The organism is Cyanobium sp. CH-040 (assembly GCF_024346135.1).
In the GTDB taxonomy this organism is placed as follows: domain Bacteria; phylum Cyanobacteriota; class Cyanobacteriia; order PCC-6307; family Cyanobiaceae; genus NIES-981.
This window is the reverse complement of record NZ_JAGQCJ010000017.1, coordinates 31,899-55,650: the sequence shown is the minus strand read 5'-3', so window position 1 is coordinate 55,650 and position 23,752 is coordinate 31,899. Positions and strand designations below refer to the sequence as shown.

The 23,752-nt window shown below is 66.6% G+C and carries 27 protein-coding genes; 11 read left to right on the top strand and 16 right to left on the bottom strand.

Annotation, left to right across the window (positions count from 1 at the left end):
• Nucleotides 1-329: 329 nt before the first annotated feature.
• Nucleotides 330-752, bottom strand: coding sequence for a type II toxin-antitoxin system VapC family toxin (locus KBY90_RS13360; RefSeq protein WP_254969151.1), 423 nt, complete (start codon nucleotides 750-752; stop codon nucleotides 330-332).
• Nucleotides 749-1,015, bottom strand: coding sequence for a FitA-like ribbon-helix-helix domain-containing protein (locus KBY90_RS13355; RefSeq protein WP_254969150.1), 267 nt, complete (start codon nucleotides 1,013-1,015; stop codon nucleotides 749-751). Before KBY90_RS13355 ends, KBY90_RS13360 begins: the two co-directional genes overlap by 4 nt.
• A 232-nt stretch (nucleotides 1,016-1,247) precedes the next feature.
• Here KBY90_RS13355 and KBY90_RS13350 point away from each other — a divergent pair, with 232 nt between their 5' ends.
• Nucleotides 1,248-3,416, top strand: coding sequence for an AAA family ATPase (locus tag KBY90_RS13350; RefSeq protein WP_254969149.1), 2,169 nt, complete (start codon nucleotides 1,248-1,250; stop codon nucleotides 3,414-3,416).
• A 108-nt stretch (nucleotides 3,417-3,524) separates the two neighbouring features.
• Nucleotides 3,525-3,794 (top strand): hypothetical protein, encoded by a 270-nt coding sequence (locus KBY90_RS13345; protein ID WP_254969148.1) that lies wholly within the window; start codon nucleotides 3,525-3,527, stop codon nucleotides 3,792-3,794.
• Nucleotides 3,795-3,940: 146 nt separating this feature from the next.
• Here KBY90_RS13345 and KBY90_RS13340 read toward each other — a convergent pair whose 3' ends face one another.
• Complete coding sequence (locus KBY90_RS13340) at nucleotides 3,941-4,144, bottom strand: hypothetical protein (protein ID WP_254969147.1); 204 nt, start codon at nucleotides 4,142-4,144, stop codon at nucleotides 3,941-3,943.
• A gap of 416 nt (nucleotides 4,145-4,560) precedes the next feature.
• Between KBY90_RS13340 and KBY90_RS13335 the strand changes: the two genes are divergently transcribed.
• From KBY90_RS13335 to KBY90_RS13325, 3 genes are read left to right on the top strand one after another with little or no spacing between them, the layout of a single operon-like run.
• Nucleotides 4,561-5,154: a hypothetical protein gene (locus KBY90_RS13335; RefSeq protein WP_254969146.1), complete on the top strand. Its 594-nt coding sequence runs from the start codon at nucleotides 4,561-4,563 to the stop codon at nucleotides 5,152-5,154.
• Entirely contained in the window at nucleotides 5,138-5,647 is a 510-nt protein-coding gene (locus tag KBY90_RS13330; RefSeq protein WP_254969145.1) for a hypothetical protein, read from the top strand. The genes KBY90_RS13335 and KBY90_RS13330 overlap by 17 nt, the downstream gene beginning before the upstream one ends.
• Nucleotides 5,648-5,673: 26 nt before the next feature.
• Entirely contained in the window at nucleotides 5,674-5,871 is a 198-nt protein-coding gene (locus KBY90_RS13325; RefSeq protein WP_254969144.1) for a hypothetical protein, read from the top strand.
• Here the strand turns inward: KBY90_RS13325 and KBY90_RS13320 are convergent.
• Both KBY90_RS13320 and KBY90_RS13315 read right to left on the bottom strand, forming a co-directional pair.
• Entirely contained in the window at nucleotides 5,849-6,253 is a 405-nt protein-coding gene (locus tag KBY90_RS13320) for a PPC domain-containing DNA-binding protein (protein WP_254969143.1), read from the bottom strand. The genes KBY90_RS13325 and KBY90_RS13320 overlap by 23 nt on opposite strands.
• Nucleotides 6,250-6,573: a GNAT family N-acetyltransferase gene (locus KBY90_RS13315; protein WP_254969142.1), complete on the bottom strand. Its 324-nt coding sequence runs from the start codon at nucleotides 6,571-6,573 to the stop codon at nucleotides 6,250-6,252. The genes KBY90_RS13320 and KBY90_RS13315 overlap by 4 nt, the downstream gene beginning before the upstream one ends.
• Nucleotides 6,574-6,786: 213 nt before the next feature.
• Here KBY90_RS13315 and KBY90_RS13310 point away from each other — a divergent pair, with 213 nt between their 5' ends.
• Nucleotides 6,787-7,416, top strand: coding sequence for a DUF1295 domain-containing protein (locus KBY90_RS13310; protein WP_254969141.1), 630 nt, complete (start codon nucleotides 6,787-6,789; stop codon nucleotides 7,414-7,416).
• Between the two features lie 3 nt (nucleotides 7,417-7,419).
• Here the strand turns inward: KBY90_RS13310 and KBY90_RS13305 are convergent, their stop codons facing one another.
• A complete protein-coding gene (locus KBY90_RS13305; RefSeq protein ID WP_254969140.1) occupies nucleotides 7,420-7,647 on the bottom strand; it encodes a nucleotidyltransferase family protein in 228 nt (75 codons plus the stop codon).
• Nucleotides 7,648-7,775: 128 nt separating this feature from the next.
• Between KBY90_RS13305 and KBY90_RS13300 the strand changes: the two genes are divergently transcribed.
• Both KBY90_RS13300 and KBY90_RS13295 read left to right on the top strand, forming a co-directional pair.
• Complete coding sequence (locus KBY90_RS13300; protein WP_254969139.1) at nucleotides 7,776-8,018, top strand: type II toxin-antitoxin system Phd/YefM family antitoxin; 243 nt, start codon at nucleotides 7,776-7,778, stop codon at nucleotides 8,016-8,018.
• A complete protein-coding gene (locus KBY90_RS13295) occupies nucleotides 8,015-8,284 on the top strand; it encodes a Txe/YoeB family addiction module toxin (RefSeq protein ID WP_254969138.1) in 270 nt (89 codons plus the stop codon). Before KBY90_RS13300 ends, KBY90_RS13295 begins: the two co-directional genes overlap by 4 nt.
• A gap of 340 nt (nucleotides 8,285-8,624) precedes the next feature.
• On the opposite strand, the gene KBY90_RS13290 is transcribed toward KBY90_RS13295, so the two are convergent.
• A complete protein-coding gene (locus KBY90_RS13290; RefSeq protein WP_254969137.1) occupies nucleotides 8,625-9,293 on the bottom strand; it encodes an HD domain-containing protein in 669 nt (222 codons plus the stop codon).
• A gap of 60 nt (nucleotides 9,294-9,353) precedes the next feature.
• On the opposite strand from KBY90_RS13290, the gene KBY90_RS13285 reads away from it, so the two are divergent.
• Together KBY90_RS13285 and KBY90_RS13280 are read left to right on the top strand one after the other, a co-directional pair.
• On the top strand, nucleotides 9,354-9,629 hold the full coding sequence (locus KBY90_RS13285) for a type II toxin-antitoxin system Phd/YefM family antitoxin (RefSeq protein ID WP_254969136.1): 276 nt from the start codon (nucleotides 9,354-9,356) through the stop codon (nucleotides 9,627-9,629).
• Nucleotides 9,629-10,072: a PIN domain-containing protein gene (locus KBY90_RS13280; protein ID WP_254969135.1), complete on the top strand. Its 444-nt coding sequence runs from the start codon at nucleotides 9,629-9,631 to the stop codon at nucleotides 10,070-10,072. The genes KBY90_RS13285 and KBY90_RS13280 overlap by 1 nt, the downstream gene beginning before the upstream one ends.
• A 6-nt stretch (nucleotides 10,073-10,078) precedes the next feature.
• Here the strand turns inward: KBY90_RS13280 and KBY90_RS13275 are convergent, their stop codons facing one another.
• The 9 genes from KBY90_RS13275 to KBY90_RS13235 form a co-directional block, all read right to left on the bottom strand.
• Nucleotides 10,079-10,912, bottom strand: coding sequence for a M20/M25/M40 family metallo-hydrolase (locus KBY90_RS13275; protein ID WP_254969134.1), 834 nt, complete (start codon nucleotides 10,910-10,912; stop codon nucleotides 10,079-10,081).
• A 43-nt stretch (nucleotides 10,913-10,955) separates the two neighbouring features.
• Nucleotides 10,956-12,506, bottom strand: coding sequence for a hypothetical protein (locus KBY90_RS13270; protein WP_254969133.1), 1,551 nt, complete (start codon nucleotides 12,504-12,506; stop codon nucleotides 10,956-10,958).
• 270 nt (nucleotides 12,507-12,776) lie between these two features.
• Entirely contained in the window at nucleotides 12,777-13,136 is a 360-nt protein-coding gene (locus KBY90_RS13265; RefSeq protein ID WP_254969132.1) for a DUF4258 domain-containing protein, read from the bottom strand.
• A 93-nt stretch (nucleotides 13,137-13,229) separates the two neighbouring features.
• Nucleotides 13,230-13,934, bottom strand: a complete 705-nt coding sequence (locus KBY90_RS13260; RefSeq protein WP_254969131.1) for a macro domain-containing protein — start codon at nucleotides 13,932-13,934, stop codon at nucleotides 13,230-13,232.
• The gene (locus KBY90_RS13255) at nucleotides 13,931-14,551 is read right to left on the bottom strand and encodes a DUF4433 domain-containing protein (protein ID WP_254969130.1); all 621 of its coding nucleotides are present in this window, start codon (nucleotides 14,549-14,551) and stop codon (nucleotides 13,931-13,933) included. Before KBY90_RS13255 ends, KBY90_RS13260 begins: the two co-directional genes overlap by 4 nt.
• A 32-nt stretch (nucleotides 14,552-14,583) precedes the next feature.
• The gene (locus KBY90_RS13250) at nucleotides 14,584-15,279 is read right to left on the bottom strand and encodes a hypothetical protein (RefSeq protein ID WP_254969129.1); all 696 of its coding nucleotides are present in this window, start codon (nucleotides 15,277-15,279) and stop codon (nucleotides 14,584-14,586) included.
• 1 nt (nucleotide 15,280) lies between these two features.
• A complete protein-coding gene (locus KBY90_RS13245) occupies nucleotides 15,281-17,419 on the bottom strand; it encodes a CHAT domain-containing protein (RefSeq protein WP_254969128.1) in 2,139 nt (712 codons plus the stop codon).
• A gap of 1 nt (nucleotide 17,420) precedes the next feature.
• A complete protein-coding gene (locus KBY90_RS13240; protein ID WP_254969127.1) occupies nucleotides 17,421-18,494 on the bottom strand; it encodes a hypothetical protein in 1,074 nt (357 codons plus the stop codon).
• Nucleotides 18,491-19,780 carry a hypothetical protein gene (locus KBY90_RS13235; RefSeq protein WP_254969126.1) on the bottom strand — a complete coding sequence of 430 codons (1,290 nt, stop codon included), beginning with the start codon at nucleotides 19,778-19,780 and terminating at the stop codon, nucleotides 18,491-18,493. The genes KBY90_RS13240 and KBY90_RS13235 overlap by 4 nt, the downstream gene beginning before the upstream one ends.
• Nucleotides 19,781-19,941: 161 nt before the next feature.
• On the opposite strand from KBY90_RS13235, the gene KBY90_RS13230 reads away from it, so the two are divergent.
• Nucleotides 19,942-23,622 (top strand): CHAT domain-containing protein, encoded by a 3,681-nt coding sequence (locus tag KBY90_RS13230; RefSeq protein ID WP_254969125.1) that lies wholly within the window; start codon nucleotides 19,942-19,944, stop codon nucleotides 23,620-23,622.
• Nucleotides 23,623-23,752: the final 130 nt, after the last annotated feature.

The window sequence follows — 23,752 nt, the reverse complement described above, 5'->3', positions numbered from 1 at the left end:
CACGGCCTCCGCCTTCTGCTGCGCCGTGAACCGGCGACGGGTCTTGGTGGGGTTCGACATCGATGGACAGTCTGGTGGTCAGGACGTGACCCTTGTCGACTTGTCCTCAGAATCGGGGGAACCCCACGGCCATCTCATTGTCAGATTCTGATACCGCAGTGGCGCGCGTCGTCACTGGGACAGTGCTGAAGGCGGCATCAGCGGCCTGGCGGGCTGGACTGCCCGTTGTCACTCGCACTCGTGGAGGTCTCGACCGCGCCGATGCCGCCTTGATCGCCTCCAGCGGGATGGCGCACGAGATCAGCTTGCGGCTTGGACGGGGTGGGTGGTCATGGCCACTCCCAGGGGTTGATCAACTCCATGCCGATGCCGGCGAAGTCAGCCACGTCGCGGGTCGCCAGCGGCACCCCATGGGCCAGCGCCGTGGCCGCGATCACCGCATCGGCCGTGGCCATCGGACGCGCCAACCGCTCGCGGCGGCACAACAGTTCGCCGTACCAGTGAGCCGCTTCGCTGGTGAAGGGCCAGACCCGGCCGGCCAACAGCTCGGCCATCAGGGCATCCCAGCTCTGCTGCAGCGCCTGTTTCCGTCGTCCATCCGGCAGCCGTGCCAGGCCGTGCAGGATCTCGGCTTCGTTCATGGCGGTGATCGCCACCGCCTCCGGATCGAGCCCATCAGCCCAGGCCAACACCCTCGGATCTGGCCTGGGGCGCATCAGCTCCGAGATCACGTTCGTATCGAGCAGGATCACAGGCAACCCTCCCTATCGAACTGGGCTGGCGTTGGCTGCGAGGACCGCTCAGGGAGTTCCAGTTCCACACCGCCGAGCTGGGCGAAATGGGCATGGATCCGACTGCCGAAGCCCTGGCCCTTCTCTGCGGGCTGCTGGGCTGCGATGGCGGCTCGGAGGATGGTTCGGGCTTCCTCCTCCATCGATCGCCCGTGGCGGGCGGCCTGGATGCGCAGCTGGGCCTTGGTGTGCTCGTCGAGGTTGCGGATCGTGATCGTGGCCATCGGTGACTCCCGCTTGCAATGCCTGCACTGCTGTCAACGCTAAGCCGTCTCTCTTCATACCAGTGCTGTCTGCTGGGTCATGCCGAACCTTCGGCCTGAGACGTCCGATCGCGACGCCGCTGCTCGGCGGTGTGGGCCGTACCGACTGCCACCAGACGGTGGGCTCCAGAGCGGCTGTGCTCTTTCGCAGGAACGACTTGAAACGGCGCTGCAGGCCGTGCAGGCTGCTGCAATGCCTGCTCCCCTGCGCTGCCACCTGCTGATCGGCCAGCCCGCCAGCGGCAAGACCACCCTGGCCAAGGCCCTCGCTCCCCTGCTCACCAGGCCCAATGAACCAGCGGCGGTGGTGCTCTCCACCGATGCGATCCGCGCCGAAGTCTTCGGGGATGCGGCGGTGCAGGGCCCCTGGATCGATATTCAGCAGCGGCTGCATCAGCGCATCGCTGATGCCGTGGCGGCCGGCATTCCGGTGATCGTGGATGCCACCCACGCCCGCCGCGCCTGGCGGCTGGCGATCACCCAGGCCCTGCCGCTACCGGCGCCGGTGGAGTGGATCGGCTGGTGGCTGTACACCGATCTGCCCACATCGCTGGAGTGGAACGCCCGCCGCCAGCGGCCGGTGCCGGTGCCGGTGATCCAGGAGATGGCCGCCGCCCTGGCTGATCCGCACTTCGGGCCGTCGCGTGCGGAAGGCTTCGCGGCGATCTGCGCCGTGGTGCCCACCCACCACGACGATCTGACGCCGCTGCTGCAGGCCGAGCTGGCCGGTCTGGAGCGGCGCATCCGCTCGGCCACCAACCGCGAGCGCCAACTGCAGCGGCACGGCTACTCCCGCCTGCTGGATCTGGAGCGCCTGCTCCATCTGATCCGGCTGCTGAGCACCTGGCCCGATCTGACGGCCACCGATCCGGTGAGCGCCGAGGAGCTGGAGGCGATCCTCTCGCCGCTGCCGGCGGGCGACCTGGCCGATCGCGCCGCCGCCTTCCTGGGCCGGCTGCACGGGGAGTGCTACGCCGATGCCGCCGCCATCCGCAGGGATCTGGCCTGGCTGGAGGCCAACGGCTTCTGCAGCGCCGTGCCGGTGAACGCGCCGATCCAGCTGGTCCCCGCGCCGCGGGTTACCGGATCGGCTCTCCTTGGCAGGTTGCCGCCGATGGGCGATGGGCCGGTGTTCCTGCGGGTGATGACGCTGCTGCGCCATCTGCTGCAGGTGCCGTTCGATCGGCCGGCGGCGCGCGGCAGCACCCTGCACCAGCACCTGATCGCCGCCACCGAGGCCATCCCCGGCGCCTACCTGCCCGGTGAAACCGCCACCCTCCGCAAGGACCTCGAGAAGATCCTCACCCCCTACGGCTTCCGCAACCGCCACGACAACGTGCGCCACGGCTACTGCCTCGGCACCGCTGTGCTGTCACCGCCGCGGCTGCGGGAGCTGCACAACGTGGTGCGTCAGGCCGCCGGCCGGCTCGCCGACCCCTCCGCCCAGGACCTGCTGGCCGAACTGGATGAACGGCTGGGTTGGGCCGGCATCAGTGCTGACGACCTGCCGCCGGTGCGCAGCTATGCCCGCCATGCGCTCGTGGACACGGCCCTGGTGCGGCGCGAGTCGCTGGCCGCACCCCGGCGGGCCGAGGCGATCGAGGCGGCAATCGTGGCCCACCGCCGGGTGCTGCTGGAGCGCTTCCCGGGGGTGGGCAGCTTCGCCGACAGCCCCGCCGGTGAGCTGCGGGTGTGGCCGCTGCAGCTGATCTTCCACAACGTGGGCTGGTACCTGCTCTTCGAGGAGGACCAGGTGGGCCACGAGCAGGGCCTGATCCGCAGCGAACGGCTCGATCGCCTCGCCCTGCGCCGCAACAGCGGAGACCTGCGCCGCAGCAGCGAGGAGCACACCGCCGCCCTGGCCCGGCTGGAGCGGCTGCTGCACCACAGCGGCGGCATCTACTTCGGGACCGATCTTGATGAGCAGCTGGCGGTGTCCAGCCCCTCCGCCCAGCGCCGCAGCCAGGCGCTGGTGACCCTGCGCTTCTGCTGCGCACCCTGGGCGTTCGCCTTCATCCGCGAGGGGCTGCAGCGCTATCCGATCGAGCACAGCCGCTTCTCCAAACCCCTCCCCGGAGACACCTGGTGGCACCACCCCAAGGCGCCCCACGAGCTGGAGCCGGGACCGGCCGGCAGCAGCCACCCCTACCCGGTGGAGCTGGGCCTGCCCAGCTTCACCGTGGCCGCCGATGTGGACTTGCGCAGCTGGCTGTTTGCCTTTGGGGGTGGGATCCGGATCGAGAGGCCGGATGCCCTGCGGCAGGAGCTGGTGGAGCGGTGTCGGGAGGCGGTGGAGGTGAATGGCACCGGTGAGAGCCAGGTTGGTGGGTTCAGCTCCAGGAGAGGAGTGAGGCCTGATTGAGCTTCTGACCAGTGACACCTCGGCTGCACCCCTCTGCTGGCCAACGGTGTGGCAGGACACAATGGTTTCTCCGGCGGGGACTCAGGCTGACCTTCCGAGGGCAGGCGAATGATTCAGGTTGGGCTTCAGCACACCACCACACAGCGGATCTATCGGTTGATCGACAGCTGCTGTGAACCTCACCAGCAGCTGGACAGCGCCTACTCCAGCCTGGACGACGCGATCGGCGACGCCGTGGCCTGGATTGAGGATGGAATCGATTCGGATCCCCAGTGCTCCTTGATCGGCGTCGAGGTGCGCACGGGCAACGGTGAATGGCGCACCTGCCGGCTTCCGAGCCTGCTGGTGTGCCCGCTGCTCTGCGTCCTACCCAGCTGAGCAGGCTGGAATCAGCAACACCTCGCCGAGTCCATGCTCCCTGGCGCCGATCAGCTTGAGGTTCCTGATGTGAACCCGATCGTGCCAGTCGTCGGAGAGAGCCATCTGGCTATCACCATCAAGCATTGAGATGGCCTCCGACTTGATCATGCTGTGGGCTGATCCAGCTGGTGCATGTGCTCCAGCCTGAGCACCCGCAGCGCATGCAGATCCGTGTCAGGACTCCAGGTAGGAGTGATCGTGTTGACCGGAGGACTGGGTCGCTTGACAGCAGGTGGCTTATCCGGATTGAGAGTGGCCACAATCAGCAGCGCCACAATCAGCTCAGCCAGCAATACAACGTCAATCATGGGATCAGGGCCCAGCCGGGCCTCGGTTGAGGTCATTCCCAAGCATCAGCGCCAGATCACTGGCAGTGATCAGATCTTGTGCGAAAGACCAAGATTGCCTTGTTGCGCCGCAGTGCCGAGAAGCACTGGCCGCAGGGCGCTCGAGTCTTGGAGGGGTCTGTCCTCAGTGTGGCTGCAGCCGTCCCAGTTGGCAGCCATGCTCCACTGAAGTCGGGCGATTCGTCAGGGTCTGCCGATGCTGACTGTGAAGATTCTTTCCGCCGGCGCTATGTCGACTGGGGCCAGTTGTCCCCCAGGAGCCAGCGGCTTTCGGCCATCGCTGTACGAATCCATGCAGCAGCTGCATCGATGTTCCGAACAGGTCGGCGGCTTCGGCAGGCCCTGATGGGCAGGATTGGAACAGCCGTATGTGCCGTGTGGTCTACCTGCCCTCCACCAGAGACTTCCCACCGGATCCCACCCTGCTCAGCCGCGAGGATCTCGACAGCACCTACCTCCAGCTGCGCGGCTGCTACAGCAGCCTGATGCGCAGCCGCGGCCAGCACCGCACCCTGGCCAGCAAGGCCCGCGAGGAGGCCGCGATCCTCAAGCAGCGTCTCCTCGATCTGGCGCGGCGCGAGGCATCGGTGCGCAAGGACGTCTACGAGATGCTCGAGATCGTCACCGCCCTGGCCGGCGACATCGAGGATGCCGGCGATGACCTGGTCAACGAGTTCGGCCGCTACCGGCTGGGCCGCAAGACCTTCCAGGGCGGTTCCTACCTCAGCGGCCTGATGCAGGCGGTGATCCGCTTCATCAGCCGCTGGACCCGCACCAAGGAGCGGGTGGTGGAGCTGGACCAGAAGCGCCAGGCCTTCCTCGACAAGACCCAGGATCTGCCTCCCCTCGCCCTGGGCGGCAACGGCCACCAGGGCCCGGTCAATCAGTCAGTCCCGGGTGACTCGATCCAGCAGCTCACCATCGAGAGCCCGGAGACCGCCGCGGCCGAGAACGATGGGCCAGATCACTGACACGCTGCGGGCCACGCTGCGGGAGCTGGCCCAGTCCGATGCCCGCCTCTACCGGGGGCTGGAGCAGGAACTGCGCGACGTTCCGGGGGAGCCTGCGGCTGGGCCGACGCTGATCGAGCCCGCCCCCGAAGCCCGGGCCAGCCGGGCTGACCTGGAAAGCCTCTCGATCAAGGTGCTCTGGGGACTGTGCAAGCAGCGGGGTATCAAGCGGCTCAGCAGTGGGCCCAAGGATCAACAGGTGGAGGCCCTGCTCAACCATCCCGGCGGTCCACCCCTGCGCAGCGCCCTGCCGCTCGAGGCCACCAAGGCCAGCAAGGGCAGGACGAGCACCGCTCAGACCGCTGCCAAGGCTGGTGCCGCCGAGCTGCAGGCCCTGGAGCAGCGCCTCGATCGGCTGGAGCAGCTGGTGCTGCTGATCGCCCAGCAGGTGGGCGTGCCTCCTGAGGCGATCGCCCAGCTGGCGAGCGCACCATCGGCGCTTCCGCCAACCTGAATCAGCTCAGTGCTGGCTGCCAGGCCATGGCGGTGAACCGGGAAACGCTGGAGAAGCTGGGCCGCTTCCTGCTGCGGGGCCTGCGCATCGGCGCGAGCACGGTGGCGGTGGTGGAGCTGCTGCGCAACGACTGGACCGGCGGGATCAGCGCCGGCGTGGCCTGGCTGGTGTTTCTGCAGGTGGAGCGACGGCTGCCGCCTCTCAGCCCGGATCCTGAGGACTGACCCGCAGCTCGGCGAAGCTGGTGCCCGGATCCAGCTCCCGGCTGAAGCGCCACTCCAGCAGCAGGCCCACCACCAGCTCGGCCGTGGTGCGCACCAGCGAGCCCGCGCAGAGATGGCCGCCGGTCACCGCTCCGGTGCTGTCCGCCACAGCAATGTGAAGGTGGGCGCCATCCGGCGAGAGGGTGCCGGCCAGGCTGAGGATCTCCAGATCGCCGCTCAGGTTGGTGATCTCCTGCCGGCCGGCCAGCCGCAGCCAGACCACCGAGAGGCTGCCGATGCCGCTGATCACACAGCCGGCCTGCTCTGGCTGCCGGCCCATCCAGTCTTCGAGCGCCAGGCGCAGGTCATCGCCGGGTCTGAGCCGCAGGGGCACGACCTTCATGGGACGGGACCCTCAACCAGGGACTGGATCATCACCAACGCATCGACGTAGCCCAACCGCTTGTGGCGGAACGCTCCCGGCAGGGTGTCGACGACCCGGAAGCCGTTCTGCTGCCAGCAGCGCAGGCCGGCGGTGTTGGTGCTCACCACCAGGTTGAACTGCATCGCCAGGAAGCCCAGCCGCCGGGCCGCCTGCAGGGAGTGCTGGCAGAGGCGGCTGCCGATCCCCTGCCGGCGGCAGTGCTCCGCCACGACATAGCCGGCATTGGCCACATGGGCGCCGAGAGCGAGGCTGTTGGGCCAGAGGTAGTAGCTGCTCACCACAGCCCCATCCAGGTGGACATGGCGGGCCTTACTCCAAGCAAGTATGAACTTGAGCAGTGGCGATTCCTCAGGGAGCCAGGTTGCGGTCTCCACATGGACGCTCATTGGGTCGTGCAGGCGGACGCCCTCCTGCGCTGATCCATCAGATGCTGTGTGAAGCCTGCCCTGCATAGGATTCAGCGACATCACCACCTCGCCTGAGGGTTCGTCATGCAGTTGCGTCACGTCATCAACCTGCACAAAGGTGCCACGGCTGTGGTGGTGGGAGCGCTGATGTGGATCTATGGCAATGGCTCGGTGGCGGCGTGGGTGTACCTGGCGCTTCACGGCACCTACGGGGTGCTCTGGCTCCTGAAGGACTGGATCTATCCAGACCGGCAATGGCAGCAACCCGTTGGCTGGGGTATGGCCTTCGCTGGATGGCTGGTGCTGGGTCTCTATTGGCTGGCGCCGTTCCTGCTGATCTCCTCGGGAGTTGAGGTCGCGGCGCCGATTGTGGCGGGGGCCGTGGCACTGAACATCTTCGGGGTGTTTCTGCATTACGTCGGTGATGCCCAGAAGTATTACACCTTGCGATATCACAAAGGCCTGATTGATGAGGGGCTGTTCGCGCGCTCTCGCAACACCAACTACCTTGGTGAGCTGCTGATCTATGGATCCTTTGCCCTGCTCTCTATGCACTGGCAGCCCTTTGTCGTATTGGCAGGCTTTTTCTTTGCGATCTTCCTCCCCAATATGCGCCGAAAGGATGAGTCGCTGTCTCGCTATGACAATTTTGAAGCCTATCGAGAGCGCTCTGGATTGTTGCTTCCAAGGCTCGGGAGCCTTGGGCAAGGCTGACAGTCACCAGTTGAGCTGAAGGCGGGCCGGTTGCTGCTCAAGGCCGAAGTACGCCTGGGCCAGTTCTCCTGGTTCCAGGGCCTGAAACTCCACCAGCAGGTCGATGTCGCTCTCACCGGGCCGGTAGTCGGGCCGCAGGGCCGACCCGAAGGCGTGCAGACGCGCCACGTGGTGCCGCTGGCAGGCGGCGGTGATGGCATCGAGCTGGCTCTGGGCGAGGGGGAGGCTCATGGCGCAAGTCTGATCGGTTGGGGTTCCACGGGATCCGCTGCGTTCTTCCAGGGAGCGGATCGCGGCCACACCGCCGACGCAGCACAACCAGGGCCAGTACGCTTTGACGTACGGGCAAGAGCCATGCCATGACCACCGTGTCCGCCACAGAAGCCCGCAAGCGGCTCTACGCCCTGATCGACGAGGTGGGGCAGTCCCACGAGCCGGTGCAGATCACCGGCAAGCGGGGCAATGCCGTGCTGCTCTCCCAGGATGACTGGCGCGCCATCCAGGAGACCCTGCATCTGGTCTCGATCCCCGGCATGCGCGAGTCGATCCTCGAAGGCATGGCAACCGATGTCTCTGAGCTGAGCAGCGAACCCGGCTGGTGAGCTGGACGGTTCTGTTCACCAGGCAGGCGCAGAAGGACGCCCGCAAGCTCGCGTCGGCATCCCCGGCCCTCAAGCAGAAAGCCCAGGCTCTGCTCGACATCCTGGCCATTGATCCCTACCAGCAGCCCCCGCCCTACGAGGCCCTGGTGGGCCATCTGCGCGGGGCCTGCTCACGGCGGATCAACATCCAGCACCGCCTCGTCTACCAGGTGCTGGAGGACGAGCGGATCGTGAAGGTGCTGCGCCTCTGGAGTCACTACGAGTGAGTAGCCCCGCCCTGCAACAGAAGGTATGGCCTGCGGCAGGGGGCGCCTCGTGTGGTTCCGGCTCGACAAGGGCAGCAGCGACCTGATCGGCCTGCGCTCGCAGACGCACTGAACGACCGGGCGCTGCAGCAGCTCCTCCAGCTCCCGATTGAGGTGCACCGTGGCGAAAAAGGTGAGGGGATCCAACTCCCCCCATACATCCACATCACTGCTGATCGTGTCCTGGTTGCGGGCTCGCTGCAGGGCGGGGATCTGATCGGAAACGGGTGCAGCCTGGGCGGGCGGATCCAGTGCCTGGACAGGCTCACCCCTGCGCCTGCCCCCCGTAGCGGCTCATCACTCAGGGCCCGGGCTCCTGCCGCTTTGCGTAACCCGCGGCCCACACCGAGGGCGCGATGCCCTGGGGCACGACCTGCCGGTAGGCCTGGCTGTCGAGCAGCTCCTGCAGGGCCTCTCCGAGAAGTTCGGTGGAGCGGCTGTCCGGAAGCCGACGCTTGAGTGTGTGGTGGATGCGCAGCTGATACCAGGCGGTGCCGTCGATGCCGGCGTTGAAGCGGCTCCAGCTGCTGGGGTCCCGGCGGGCATCGAGCATCTGGTCGCGGGCGTTGTGGGCCTTGTCAGCCGCGCTCACCAGCAGCGAATCCAGGGGTACATGCAGCAGGTGCTCCACATAGCGCCGCTTGCGCACCAGCCACGGTTCCTTCTCGCCGCCGGCAGTCACAGGACCGTTGGTATCGGTGCAGTCCTCCACGATCTGCGCCACCCGCTCCCCGAAGCGCTCGGCGATCTGCTCGGCGCTCACGCCCGCATCTTCGATGGCGTCGTGCAACAGGGCCGCGATCGCCTGTTCCTCATCGCCGCCGTCCTCCCACACCAGGGCGCTGACGGCGATCAGGTGGGAGATGTAGGGCACCTCCTTGCCCTTGCGGCGCTGGCGGCCGTGGAGCTCGGCGGCCCACTGCAGGGCCTCGATGTAACGGGGGCTGTGGGCTGGTGGTTTCTCGCTCATGGTGCGGAGTCTTGCGCCGGTCTTCCCGTGTCGCCGCCGCTACCTGATGGCATTACTGTAGTGAAACTCACTACATCCCTGGCCGTGGCTGAGGCGGAACCCGTTGTAGTCAGTGCCTCCGAGGCCAATCGCTCCTTCTCCGCTCTGCTGCGTCAGGTGGCCCAGGGGCAGAGCTTCACGGTGCAGTCCCACGGGCGCCCCGTCGCCACCCTCGCTCCGGTCCAGGCCGGCAGGCAGTCCTTTGGCCAGGCGCGCCGCGCACTGCTGGCTCGGCTGGCCGCTCAGCCCGCCAGCGGCGAACCCCGCACCTGGCAGCGCGATGCGCTCTACGACTGATGCGGGCAGCACTCGACACCAACCTGCTGGTCTACGCGGAGGGGTTCGGAGATGGGGAGAGGGTGAACGCCACCCGGGAGCTGCTGCGGCAGCTGGCGGATGCCGACCTGGTGGTGCCGTTGCAGTGCCTGGGGGAATTGTTCCGGGTGCTCACCGGCAAGGCCGGACGCAGCGCACAGCAGGCACAGGAAGCGGTGCTGAGCTGGATGGATGCCTTCCCGGTGCTGGAGAGCAGTGCTGCCGCCTGGCGCGGAGCCATGGATCTCTGCGTGGCCCATCAGCTTTCCAGTTGGGATGCGCTGGTGCTCAACGTGGCCGCCGAGGGCGGTGCCCGGCTGCTGCTCACGGAAGACCTTCATCCAGGCTTCAGCTGGCGTGGGGTTCGCGTGGTGAATCCGCTGGCTGCTGAATCCGACCCGCTCCTGGATCAGCTGCGGCGCTGACCGTCCTCACAGCCCCCTCAGCGCGGCATCGAGCCCCTCGGTGACGGCCGCCAGGAAGGGCAGATTGAGGGTGTCGATCGTGTCGCTCATCCGGTGGTAGTGCGGGTTGCGCAGGAACGAGGTGTCGGTGACCATCACCGCGTCGTAGCCCGCATCCCAGAAGGGGCTGTGATCCGAGAGGCGCACATCGGGAAGGGCGCGGCCGCCATTGGGCACCGGCAGCACTTTGGTTTTCACGTGCTGGCCCATAGGCCGCGCCAGCTGCGGGAGGGTGAGGGCGGCCCCGGCGTTCCCCACCACGGCGATGAAGTCGCCCACCTCGCCGTAGATCCGGCGCATCGCCGGCAGCAGGTAGTCCTGGCTGGTGCTGGTGAACCCGAGCATCTCCAGGCTCGCCATCAGCCGCAGCCTCTGGCCGCCCTGGCGGAGTTCACGGGCCAGGGCTTTGCTGCCCAGCATCCCCCACTCCTCCTGATCGAACGCCACGATCCACACCGGCCGCCGGGGCGGTGACTGCCGCCAGCGGCGGGCGAGCTCCAGCAGGGCGGCGACGCCGGTGGCGTTATCGTCGGCGCCGATGGAGTGCAGGGGCCCGTCGTAATGGGCGCCCACCAGCAGCGGATCGAGGCCGGGGTGCTCGCCGGGGAGCCTGAGGATCAGGTTGGTGCCGGCCTCGATGCCCTCCTGGAAGTGGTGCTCCTCCACCTGGCCCAGGGCGGCGAGCTGCTCGTGCAGGTAGGCGCGCACGCTCATCAGTCCCAGCCGGTCCCACTGGGCGTGGCGGGGCCGGGCGAGCTGCTCGAGGTGGGCCAGGAGGCGGCGCTGGAGGGCTTGGGTCAAGACGGCTGGGGTGACGGTGGATGGGGGAGGAGGCAGGCAGAACTCAGCTGCTGGCCGGAGGATCGATGAAGCGGGCGGGGGCGGCCTGCACGTTGTGGGCGGATTTGAGGTTGCGCCAGAAGCCGATCACGTTGTTGTAGAGGTAGTCGTAATCAATGTCGCCAGTGCTGCTGGTGTCGTTGATGTAGAGGTTGATCAGGTGCTGCCAGTACTGGCGCTGCGCCTCCTGCTGGGTGGTTTCATCACCGCGCTGCATCAGGTAGGCGAGGGTCTGGAAGTCGGGGTTGAGGTTGGAGATGTCCTCGATCGCCACACCGCTGGCCGGTGGGATGCGCTGCTCAAGGCGCTGGCGCTGGCGCTCGAGGAAGAACTGCTGGATCTCGGCCGGCAGCCGGTCGCGCAGTTCGCTCAGCAACTTGAAGCGGTACTGGCCGCAGGGCACCGCAAACGACATGCGGGTGTTGTCGGCCCGGGACTGCCAGTAGAGGAGCGCGACGGCACCGGCGGAGGTGATGACCGAGACGGCCATGTACACCCAGCTCAGGATCAGATCGCTGCGGTACTCGGCCGGCGGGTTCCAGAAGAACTCCCACGCCGCCCCGAACGCCTGCACGCCGTCCTTGAGTTCGATGCGGCCGTCACCTGTGCGGAGGAACACCTGCTGGAAGACCTGGGGCCGGCTGCTCGCAAGGAAATCGGCCTTGCTGGGTGCCTGCCGGACCTGGGCCTCCAGTGCCGCCAGCTCGGTGCGCTGCTGCTCGGCCTGCTGCTGGAGCAGCCCGCGCTGCTGCTCGACGCGGGGGCAGAGGGGCCACTGGGCCAGGGGCCAGCTCGCCAGTTCCCAGCGTGGCCGGCCGCTGGGCGGCACGCGGCGGTCCTCCCAGCGCCCGAAGGTCTCCACCGAGAGCTGCTGGTAGGCGGTGTTGTCGGCGCCGATCTGGCCGAGCTGGAGACGGTTGGCGTTACAGGCCTCCTGGTCGTTGGCGATGGCGGGATGGGCGGGGTTGAGCAGCTCGGCGATGCGGCGGCGGCGTTCCTCCACGTCCTGCTCGATCAGGGCCTCGGCCCTGGCCTCCACCACCCGCGCCTGCCCGTTGAAGAGAAACACGCCGATGCCGGCGGTGAGGGACTGGAAGAGCGAGAGGGCGATGAAGATCGAGAGGGAGATGTTGGGAATCGCCTGGCCCTTGTGGCGGTCGACCATCGCCCGGCCGCTCCAGTTGCCGAACAGCAGCAGCAGGGTGGAGAGCCCCAGGGTGTAGGGAACGGGCCCGGCTGGAGCGAGGCGGAAGATGAAGGCGAACAGGCCCAGGGAGCTGATGTAGTCGATCAGCGAACTGCCCGACAGGAGAACGGAGGCAGCGATGGAGCGCTGGCGGAGGTCCTGGGCGACGGCCTGGTTGCCGTGCAGCTCATCTGCGAACACCCACAGGCCGCTGGCAGCAGCAGCGCGGCGCAGGAGATGGGCCCGCGGCTGGGGAGTGGTGGGTTGATTGAACAGATGCTGACCGGCTTCGACGCGCAGGCTCTGGGCATTACCAGCGCTCTCCAGCCAGCGCAAGAAGGCCATGGCGCTGCCGGTGGCAACCGGCATGGGGGCGACATCGGCGGCTTCTGCAGGCTGGGGAGTGGCGGATGAGGCGTCTGGTTCAGGGCGGGCGTAGCGGTAGGTGGCCATCGCAAGGTGAGGAGGTTGCCCTCCTCTCGTTCCGGCCGCGGGTGGGTGATTCAGGCGATCACACCGCAGCGCCGTAGTTCAAAGAAACAGCGCGCGCAGGTCTCCACATCCACCAGGGCGTTGTGGGCGGCGCCCATCGGCCGCCGGAAGAGGTGAGGGTGCAGTCGCAGGGGGCACAGGTCGGGATCAATGACGCCGAAGGCGATAGCTCCACTTGCAGGTCTTCAGCTGCACCAGCGCACCGCCGTCGGAGCTGTTGCTGAGGCGGCGACCGACGAGTTGCAGGCCGTTGAGGTCGTGCTCGAAGCGCTCGTAGGGGGTGCGGCGCAGCCGGCGGGAGACGAGGGTCCAGCGCTCCCAGCCGTGGTGGTGGTCATGGCGGCCGTAGGCGAGGGCGATGCGGATCTTGGTGAGGGAGATGCCGCGCTGCTGGCAGCGCCGCTCGGCGTGGCTGGGATCGTTCCTGGCGCCGATCAGCACGAACTCCGGTGTCTGCTGGAGGTGAGGATCGTCACCGGCAAGACGATCGAGGGTGAGCTGGTTCATGGGTGGGGTCCACTGCGGAACACCCTCCCCTCGTTCCGGGCTGAGGGGCGTGATTCAGAAGCGCAACGCTGAGCCGATGAAGGAAACCTGGCCTCAGCGTTCGCCGGCAGTGGAGAGCAGGTTGAGCTGGGCGGCGCCGCCCAGGCGGTAGTAGTGCTGAAACAGGCGGGCATAGCTCTGCTTGCCCACTCCCTCTGTGGCAGCGAGATGGCGGAACCGCTCAGGCAGCGGGGCATCCAGCAGGGCACTGCGGGCTCTGCCCTTGAGGAAAGCCGGCAGCTCACCGCTCTGTTGATCGCGGCTGTAGGCCGTGAGCATGGCCGCCTCCATGCCGTCTGCCGGGGCGGTATCGCTGCACAGATAGACGGTGAGGTCCGGGAGATCGGCCAGGTGGCGCTCAATCAGGGGGCGCACCTGCAGCCAGTCCAGCCCGCCTTTGTCGCAGCCGAGCCGCGGCAGGGCCAGGGAGGTGATCGGTGGTGTGGCCTGACGGTAGTGGGCGGCGATGTAGGCCAGGCCCTGATCGATCCAGGCGAGTCGTGAGGGGAAGCGCCAGTGCTGTTTGGTGGGGAAGTTGAGCACGGCCCGGTAGCCGGCAGAGGCCACGGGATGGAGATAGGGCCGACCGATCTGCACCGTGCCGGCCCCACAGCGCTGCCGGTAGTCGGCATCGAGATCGGGGTGGCGCAGGGCGAACTCCAGGGCCAAGCCGGCGCCCATCACCCCCTGGCAGTTGACGGTGTTGGTGACGACCTCGGCGGCGGTGTTGAACACCGAGGCGGCGGTGTCGCGGATCATGAGAAGAACAGGCTGCGGTCCTGATCCACCACCATCTCGGGGAGCTTGTCCTCCCCCAGCTTGGCGCGAAGCGACGTGGCGGCGGAGGGCGTCCTGAGCCAGACCTTGCGGATGTGGTGGCGCGCCAGCAGGTCGTCCACCATCACCTCCGCCATCTTGTGGCGTTTGGCAGCCTGGGGGTCGGGCTGATCCATCCAGCTGCGGCAGTCGATGGCGTCCCAGTCGAGAGCATCCCAGGCCTCGGGATCCCTGGCATGGAACAGGGAGGTGGACGGACTGGAGGCGATGCCATCGGCGAGCAGACTGGCGCGCCAGCGGATCGGGTCGGGGCTCACCTCGAGAATCGCCAGCTGGTCAGCTGTGCCTGCTTCCGTCAGGGTCTTCTGGAGGCGGTAGAGCATGGCGTTGCGGGGCTCGATGAACAGCGGCACGTAGTCATGGAGGTCGATGCTGTGGCCGTCGAAATAGCGGCAACTGCGGCGTGCCTGGCAGGCGGCGTCGGAGAGGTCGAGGTAGGGGAGGTTGATTTCCTCGATGCGGTTGCGGCACAGCAGTCCCTCACTGAGGATGCCGGGCACGTTGTCAAGATGGGTGATGTGAAAGAGGCTGTCGATCATGGACAGAGTCCTGAAACTCTGCCCTCCTCTCGTTAGGGCGCCGCTGGGGTGATTCCGCAGGCGCCGGCGATCAGCAGCTGCTGGAGCTCGGTGAGGGCCTCAGAGGGCTGCTCCACCGGCGAGAAGAGCAGCTCGGACGCCAGCGCGGCACGGCCGGCGCGGGCCTCGCGCTCGATCACCGCCAGGCGGGAGGGGGGATCGGCGAGCAGGGCGAGGGCGCGTTGCTGTTCGGCCTCGCCTGCGGCCACCAGCCGGATGTCGGCGAAGTCGGCGCCGGCGGCGCCGCGGGGCCGCAGGCGCAGCAGCACGCTTTCACCGGGTTGCAGGGGAGGCAGTGGCCAGGGGATCGGCCCCTCGATGGGCTCGCTGGACGACCCACGCCGCTGCCAGAGGATCCGCTCGTCCTGCTCGAGCCGCACCTCGCTCAGGGCACCCGCCGCCAGCAGGGTGGGACTGGGCAGCGAGACCAACGCTTGCGGGATGCCATCGACGCTTTCGGCAAAGCGCGGGGTGATCAGACACACCGTGACCGCGCTGCCGCTGCGGCTGCCGCCGACGGCCTGGCGGGGGTTGTAGCCGATCAGTTCGCGCAGCTGCTGCAGCACGGTCGGCTGCCCCTCGCCCAGCGCTGCGCTGGGGCTGCCGGCGAGGGTGAGGGCCACCAGCACGGCCAGGGCGGTGCTGGCGGCCAGGGAGGCGGGGTGGAAGACGGGATGACGGCTGGGCATCTCAGTCGCGGCGCAGCAGGGATGTGGCGGAGAGGGCAGCCACGGGCAGCACGATCGGCACCAGGACAAGACGGGCCGTGGCCAGCTGCAGGCTGAGGGGAATGGTGAGCAGGGCTGCGGCGCCCAGAGCCACCCCACGATGCCGCCGTTCTGGCAGTGCGGCCGCCGTGAGCACCCCCAGGCCCGCCGCCAGGGCCGTGCAGCCGCTGAGCGAGACCGGCGTGAGCCAGTGGCGCAGCGCCAGGCTCTGGGCCAGCACCGCCTGCACCAGCGCGCCGGGGATGACGTCGCTGGGGCCGCCCCAGACGGCCAGGGCGGGGCGGATGGCGGCGGGGGCATGGAATAGATCGCTCTGGTCGCGATCGATCGTGCCGTCGGTGCCCACCACCAGCGCCGGGGCCCGCAGCTCGCTCAGCTCGGCCACGCCGATGGGCCGAACCAGCGGTGTCCAGTCGATCGACCAGTCGATCACCGCCTCGGGGGGCATGCGCACCTGGGGAGCAGCGCTGAGAGCCGAGGCGAAGTTGCGGCTGTTCACCTCCCAGAGCAGCTGCAGGGGCATCGGCTGGCGATCGGCCTGGCCGGCGGTGGTGCCGACGCCCAGATCGCGGGCGTGCAACCCTGCCTGCCGCAGTTCCTCCAGGGGCTGGGAGCGCACGCCGGCCGCTCTGGCCCCGGCGCCGGCTCCCAGCCAGCCGGCCAGCACCTGCTGCCGGCGCTGGCGGCGGATCACGGCGGCCAGCTCGGCAGTGTGGGGAGCGGGCTCGTCGAGCACCACATCCAGCCCCACCACCGGCACGGCCCCAGGCGGTGTGCGCCGCAGCACCTCCGCCAGGGCGGCGCGAGCCACCCGCCCCGGTGTGGCCTCCACCTGCAGCTCCTTGTAGGCGCGGCGCTCATCCAGCAGCAGCACCGGCAGGGAGGGGCTGAGGGGGCCGGGCTGGCCGGTGGCCTCTCGCCAGAGGCGCTGCACATAGAGGCGGCGATCGAGCAGATAGGTGCTGAGGGGATTGGCCGGCAGCAGCTCAGCGGTGGCAGCCGCTGCCAGCAGCGCCAGAGCGGCGATGGCCTGGCGGCGCGTGCTGCTGGCGAGCCGCAGGCGGAAGCGGCGGCGGGCACTGAGGGGCAGATGCAGCTCAGGGGCGCCTCCGGCGCACATGCCGCTGAGCAGCAGGTGACAGCCGGCCGGACCGCTCTCCTGCAGAGCCTGGCGGGTGTGCTGCAGGGCGGCGGGGAAGCTGCGGCCGTGCTCCATCGCCCCCAGCAGTTGCGAAAACGCCAGGGAGGCGGCGGTGGTGGGAACGGCCTCGCGGAAGCAGAGGGCCCAGGGGATGCCGGCGGCGGTGCAGCAGTGGGCCAGGTCCATCCCCGAGCAGCTGTTGAGCAGCACCAGCGAGAGGCCGTGGCCCTTGGCCTGCTGGAACTCCTGGGCGAGGGCGTTGCCGCCGAGCCAGTGGCCATCGCCGAGCTGCAGGCGGCCGCCGCCCTGGGGATCACCGGCGGAATGGCCCAGGAACACCAGCACATCCCAGCCGCGCTTGTCGCCGAGTGCGGCGCGCAGGCGGCTGAGGCAGGAGTCCGGCCCGCGCAGGGTGTGCAGGGCGATGCGGCCCTGGCGATCGAGACGCTGCAGCTCGGCGATGTCGGCTTCCAGGTCGAGCCCCTCCTCACGGCCCACCAGCAGCAGCAGGCGGGGAGAGCGCACACCACACCGGGCGTGTGCAGCGCTGGGGAAGTGGCCGGGGTCGCCGAGACGCCAGATCGGCCGCTCCAGCTCCAGCTCCAGCACCTCCCAGGGCAGACGCTCGATCAGCTCTGGTGTGCCCTGGCAGCGCAGGCGCAGCGGCAGGGCCGGCAGGCGGGCCAGCACGCGGCGCAATGGCTCCCAGTCGCTCTGCTGCAGCCAGGCGTTCATGGCGGCCCCCAGCTTGTTGCCGTAGTCCTGCAGCACCGCTGCCGGCAGCGCCGGCAGAGCCGGATCGTGATGGGCCATGAACCGCCGCAGCCAGAGCTGGTGCCGGTGGGCCAGATCCGGCGGGACCGTCACGGTGAAGACCTCGTTGCCAGCGGGGCTGACCAGAAAGGCCGTCAGCTGATCGGGGGCCAGGGCGGGCTGAAGGGTCAGGTCGATGCTGGCCATCTCACCCGGCCGGCAACTGCAGGGGCGGCAGCACCAGGGGCGTGCCGTCCGGTGGCGTGAGGGTGACCTCGATCAGATCCGGGGCCGCGGGCAGTTCCAGCTCGAGCTGGGTGGAATTGGCGGAGCTGACGCTGGAGCGCCTGCTGCCCTGGCTGGCGCTGAGCAGCAGGCCATCGGGCAGCAGATCCCCCTCCAGCTCACCCACCAGCTGCAGCGTGAGCCGCTCGGCAGCGTCGGTGGCGGGGGCAGTGGCGGCCGATGGGGGCTGGGCGGTGGGGATCAGCAGCAGACGGAACCGTTCCAGGCAGGCCTGGGCGGCGTCTCCCGTCACCAAAGTGCCGGCGGTGGTGAGGCCGAGGGGAATTGAGAGCACGGCCAGGGCGCCGGGGGCGAGGGAATCGGCAGTGGCACCGCCCTGGCGGAAGGCACCGGCGGTGACGGGCACCAGTTCGGCGCCCAGATCCCCCAGCGCGGGTGGCAGCAGGCCCTCCAGCCAGTCACGCACGCGCACGGCAGGGCGGGCGGGCTGCTGGCGCAGGGCCTGGCGGGGCAGGGCAGCGGGATCCAGCAGAGCGGTGAGGGTGAACAGCCGCTCGATGCCACCCTTGAACGCGGAGATGGGCAGCACCAGCCGCTCCGCCCGTTGATCGCCATCCCCCACTGCGGCGATCACTTCGCTGGCGGTGAGCACGCCGGGGACACCTACGACGCCGTTCTCCGGATCGATGGCGGCCACCAGCAGCAGCTGGGGAGCCGTGGCGGCGTCACGCCAGGGCGCTGCCGGCACGGCCACCTCGTCGCTGAGCATGCCGGTGACGGCCAGCTGCACGGCGAAGCGGTTGAGCGCCAGCAGGCGCGACGGATCGGTGGGGTCGGTTTCAGGGCCGAGGGGCAGGTGGAGCTCGCGCTCGTCCATGGCCTGCCGCAGCGCCGCCAGCGCCAGCCGCCGCAGCTCCCTTTCACCGTCCTCCTGCACCTGCTGCCAGAGCGGGGGTGGCAGCACGATGGCGCCGGGCGGAAGGGGAAAGGCCTCGAGCGGCTCGATAGGCACGGGGCTGGCGGGGGAGGTGGTCATGACACGGGCAGATGCTGGTGCACCCAGCGGCGCAGGGGGGCGATGTCTCCTTCTCGTTCCGGAATGAGCAGGTGATTCCGCAGCGCCTCCACCATGCGCTCGAGATCCTCCACTGAGCCGCCCAGGGCCGAGAACGCCGGCTGGCGCAGCAGTTCGCCGGCGGCCTGGCGGGCGATGGTGGAGGCGTGCTGCTCGGGGCGGAGCTTCTTGCTCACGGTGCCGCGGGAACAGCCGCAGCGCTCGGCCAGGGGGGTGTTGGTGAGGCCCTCGCCATAGCCCTGCCAGAGGCAGTGGAGCTGGGGGTCGCTGGCGGCGGGGGCCAGCACGGCGGGCATCACCGCCTCGAGGGCGCGCTCCAGGGCGGCGTGGATGAGGGTCAGCTGGTCGGCTGGGGAGTGCTCGGGCTGTTCGCTCAGGTCCTGGAGGGTGCGGGGATCGGGCACCTCCAGTGCATCGGCCTGCTCGCCATCGGCCTGGCGGCTGCGCTGCCACTGCTGGGTGAGCACAAGGCGGACGGTGCGGGCCATGGCCTCCAGCTGCTCGCTGGTGGTGGCCGCTGGCTGCTCGGGGGCGATGGCGTGCAGAAAGGCGGCATCGGGCTGCCAGCCGGAACTGCGGCGGCTGCGGCGGCGGTGCTCGGCCTTGGCCGCCGGGTAGGCCGCCAGGTAGGCGCCGTGGAGGCGGACGGCGCGATCGGCCGTCAGCGACCCTCCCCCGAAGACCTCCCAGGCGCCGCGGATGCGGCGGGAGCTGGTGTCGGCCAGCAGCGCCCAGTCGGAGATGAGCAGCAGGCCGTGCTCCTTGAGGTAGACCTTGAGGTCGTTATGGGCCTGGAGCCTGGTGCGCGCCCAGTGCGGCAGGCCGGCACCGCGCGAGGGGTCGTAGCTGCAGATCACCTGCGCGGTGAAGGGGGTGATCGCAGCGGTGGGCTGGCCGCGCAGGCGGGCGGGATCGAGCGGGCGGCCGTCGTCATCGAGGGCGAAGCTGGCCAGCTCGATCTCATCCAGCCCGTAGTAGTCGCCGAACTGGCCATACAGACCGCAGATCTTCTGCTCGAGGGGGTGGCTGACATGGCAGCGCAGGCAGAGGAAGGCGCCCTCGCGGTCCTCGGGGGCATCGCAGGCGGCCAGCAGCAGCCGGTCGCCCGCTGCGCTGGGGGCATCGACCCCATAGTCCTCGGCGGCAGCGGCGGCCTGGGGGGGGTGCAGGCTGCCGATAGTGATGCCCTGACTAGAGCCTCGGGCCGAGATCAGGGCCCTCAGCTCCCGGTAGCTGCTGCTGGTCACTCCCGTCTGCGGGTGTCCACACGATGCCAACCTTGGCGGGCCTTGGTGCGGGTCGGTTTCTGTTGCGTTACAGGAAAACCCGTTGCTGCAGGCGTCCATAGCCTGAATGAATAGGCGAGCGGCCAGGGTCAGCGGGTATGGGGCGCAAGGGACCAGATCGCATGCGACAGGCTGCGCGGCTTGCCGCCCTGGTGATCTACGGCTTTCTGCAGTGCATGGAGCCATTGGCTACAAGAGCTCAGAGCAGTCGACTGTTCAACCCAGCACAAGAGGGCCAGGTGAAAGCAGAAGCGCTGAGCGCAGAAGATCAGATCATTGAACTCGTCAAGGAAGCCGACGGGCTGGAGGCAGGAGGTAATTATGAGGCGGCTGGAGTGATATGGGAGAGGCTGTTAATCGATGCCGAACAAGAGTTGGACTCTGGAAATGCGCTCATAGCCTCAATCGCCAGCAGGTTGGCTTTTACTTACACCATGCGAGCTCTTTACAGCCAGGCTGAACCACTCTACAAGCGGGCCCTGGCGATCAGAGAGAAGGCACTGGGCCCCGATCATCCTGATACCGTCACCAGCATCGACAATCTAGGCATGCTCTATAGCAGACAGGGTCTTTTCAGCCAAGCCGAAATCCATTTAGAACAGGCCCTTTCGATTCGTATTAAAAAATTAGGTCCCAATCACCTTCAAGTTGCCCAAAGCCAAACGCTCCTGGCGTCAATATACATTCACCAAAATCTTCCCAGTAAAGCTCAGCCACTTCTAGAGCGAGCTCTAGCCATAACCGAGGAAACGCCGGGGAGCGATACAGCCCTGATTTCCGCTATCATCGGCCTCCTTCTGGAAATTCACGGTATCGATGAAAGCAATCCGGCTCTAGTTGCATTTCTGTCTCATGCTTTGGAGATAAGCGAGAAGAACATTGGAGCCGATAGCCCTGAGACTCTGAATCTCCGTTTTATACTGGCTACGCAATACAAGGAACAAGGAAGGGATCAAGAAGCCGAATCTCTCCTTCTGCAAAACCTTAGTTTATCCCGCGAGAAATATGGAGACAATCACTCGCTTACTGGAGATCAGTTCCACGCACTAGGAACTTACTATCTACGCAGAAACGATGAGGCGGCAGCGGAACTACTAAGTAAAGCATTAGCAATTCGGGCCCGTAACTTCGGCGTAAACCATTCCATGACAGCGCGCGCTATGGCGATGCTGGCATTGGCAGAGCAAAATCTAGGAAACCTTCAAGAGGCGATACAGCTTCTGGGAAAGTCTATACCCGTTCTCCAGGATGGCTCCGCAGAAGATGTTGAGTTTAGCGACAGGTTATTTGAAATGCAGGCAGATTACTTGCTTCGGGCTGGTGATTACCAGGAATCAATAAAAGCCTACAAAGAGATGCTGAGCTTGAGAGCTTCTCCGGAGATCGACCTTAAAGATAGTCTCGGAATGATGGCTAATCTTGCAAAGTCTCTGACTGGCAGAGGATTATTAGCTGAGGCAGAACTGATTTATAGTGATATGCTACAAAAGGCTGAGTCAGTAAATGCAGAGAATAAGAATTACATCGAAGCACTCGTCAATGTCGGATTTATTCGTACTCAGATTTCGCTCCATCGTGAGGCAGAGTCTGCTTTTTCAAAGGCCGTGGTGGTTGCAGATAAACTTTACAGCCAGAACAGCCGCTATGCAAATGAAATTCGTTTACTTCGGGATTACAGTCGCATGCTAATAGCTTACCGAGAATCTTATCTTGAGCGCAAAGATGACCTAGGCGAGACGGCATGGAGAGTGCAATCTGCCTTTATTCGCACTGCGGAAGAACTAGGCAAGCATTATACTAAAGAAGGCAAGCTTGACAGCCTTGATAACGCCGGATTGCTATTCATGCTTGGAGAAGCCAGTCTATTGGCAAGCAAGCCGGAGAAGGCTAAAGAATATTATGCAGACGCGCTAAGTATTCGTGCCAGACTGCTAGGAGCTGCTCATCCAGAAGTCGCCATTTTACACGAGTCTATAGGAGTCATTGACCTAATGCTAGGTCAACCTAATCAAGCATTGACCGCGCTTAGAGATGCCGAAAGAATCCGCTCGGCCTCGGTTGATGTGCATAGCAGAAGAAATATTAATTCTTTGTATCTGCTTGCAGTAGCCAGTCATGCGGTAGGCGATCATGCGGCGAGGGCTCTATATCTACGGCGTTTATTGACGGCAAATCTGTTGAACATTTCAAGAGAGTCAGCTCAGCTTTCTCTGGGGCAGAGAGAACGCTCATGGAGAAATGAATTTGAATCGGCATTTAGCTTGGCAATATCGGATGGGGCGCCGGAAGACCTGACACTTGCTATCGATTATAGAATTTCATCTCATGCTCTTGGGCTTGAGGTGCATAGGCTTCAATCATTGCTCGCGTCAGCCTCACAGGAGGCAAAGGACATCTCGCATGATATTTCAAGCATTTACTCGCGCCTGGCCAATGTCGCTGTAAAAGCCGATGAACGAATTCGCCTAAGGCGAATAGCCGAGGATAAAGAGAAGTTGCTCTATCAAATCTTGCCTGAACTTCGCATTCCAATTGTAAGTGCTGTGGAGGCTGCGGCTGCTCTGCCTAAGAACGGATTGCTAGTTGAGTTTCAGGCATACAGACCTTGGGTGGGTGGATCCAATCCCTGGAAACTTCTAGGTTCCAAACGATACCAAGCACTGATACTCAGGCCGAACGGGACAGTTGATGTGGTGCAGCTGGGCGAGGCAGAACCCATCGAGAAGGCGATCGCCGCTGCCTTCACCGCTTCCGCCGGCAATGAACTCGATGCCACGGCTCGCCTTGCGGAGGTGTCCGACCTGGTGCTCAAACCCCTGGCGCCCCATCTGGCCGGCAGCCGGCAGTTGTTCCTCTCTCCCGACGGCGAACTGCACCGGGTGCCGTTTGCGGCTCTCCCTTCTCCATCCCAGCCGGGTGAAGTGTTGGCCCGCTCGGTGCAGCTCCGCCTGCTCACCACCGGCCGCGATCTGGTGCGCTTTCAGAAGCCCCCCCAGGCAGGCAAGGCGCCGCTGGTGATCGCCAACCCCAACTACGACCGCGGCCGCAGCAGCCCTTCCACCCTGATCGCCACGGCGCACCCGAAGCAGCGGTGGGCTGAGCTGGACAATGCGAAATGGGCCCCACTGCCGGCCACGGCACGGGAAGGGGAGCAGATCGCCTCGTTGCTCGGCACCCAGCCCATCAGCGGTGATGCCGCCACGGTGAGCCTGCTGCAGCGGTCCGCCGGCCCGAAGGTGCTGCACATTGCCAGCCATGGGTTCTTCGTGGCGGATCAGGAGATTCAGCCCGACGATCCCCGCAGCGCCCTGATTGCCGGCGGCGGCCAGGTGGCGCGCTTTCAGGGCGAAGACCCGCTGCTGCGCAGCGGCATCGTGCTGGCCGGTGCCAACAACCCCAGTCTCGATCCCAACGACGACGGCCTGCTCACGGCCCTGGAGGCCACCGCCCTGCAGCTCGATGGCACCGAGCTGGTGGTGCTCTCGGCCTGCTCCACCGGCGCCGGCGACATCCAGAGCGGTGAGGGTCTCTACGGCCTGCAGCGGGCGCTGACGGTCGCCGGAGCCCGCACTACCTTGCTGTCGCTGTGGAAGGTGGATGACCGCGCCACCGCCTCCTTCATGGAGGCCTTCTACAAGCGCCTCAAGGCTGGTGTCGGCCGCGCCGATGCACTGGCGGACACGCAGGCGGACTTCCGCAGCGGCGTGATCAGCAGCAGAAAGCAAGGAGAAGACTGGAGCGAGCACTACTACTGGGCCGCCTGGCAGCTGGTGGGCGACTGGAGGCCCGTTCAGGGGCTCTGAGGCCTCGGCCGCTGCTGATGGGTCGGGCTGGAATCAGCCAGTAGGGGCTGGAACGAAAGGTGTGCAAGGGCAGCAGACCTGCCTCCCCATCCCCACCGCTCGCTTCCGACATGCCCAACCCTCAAACCGC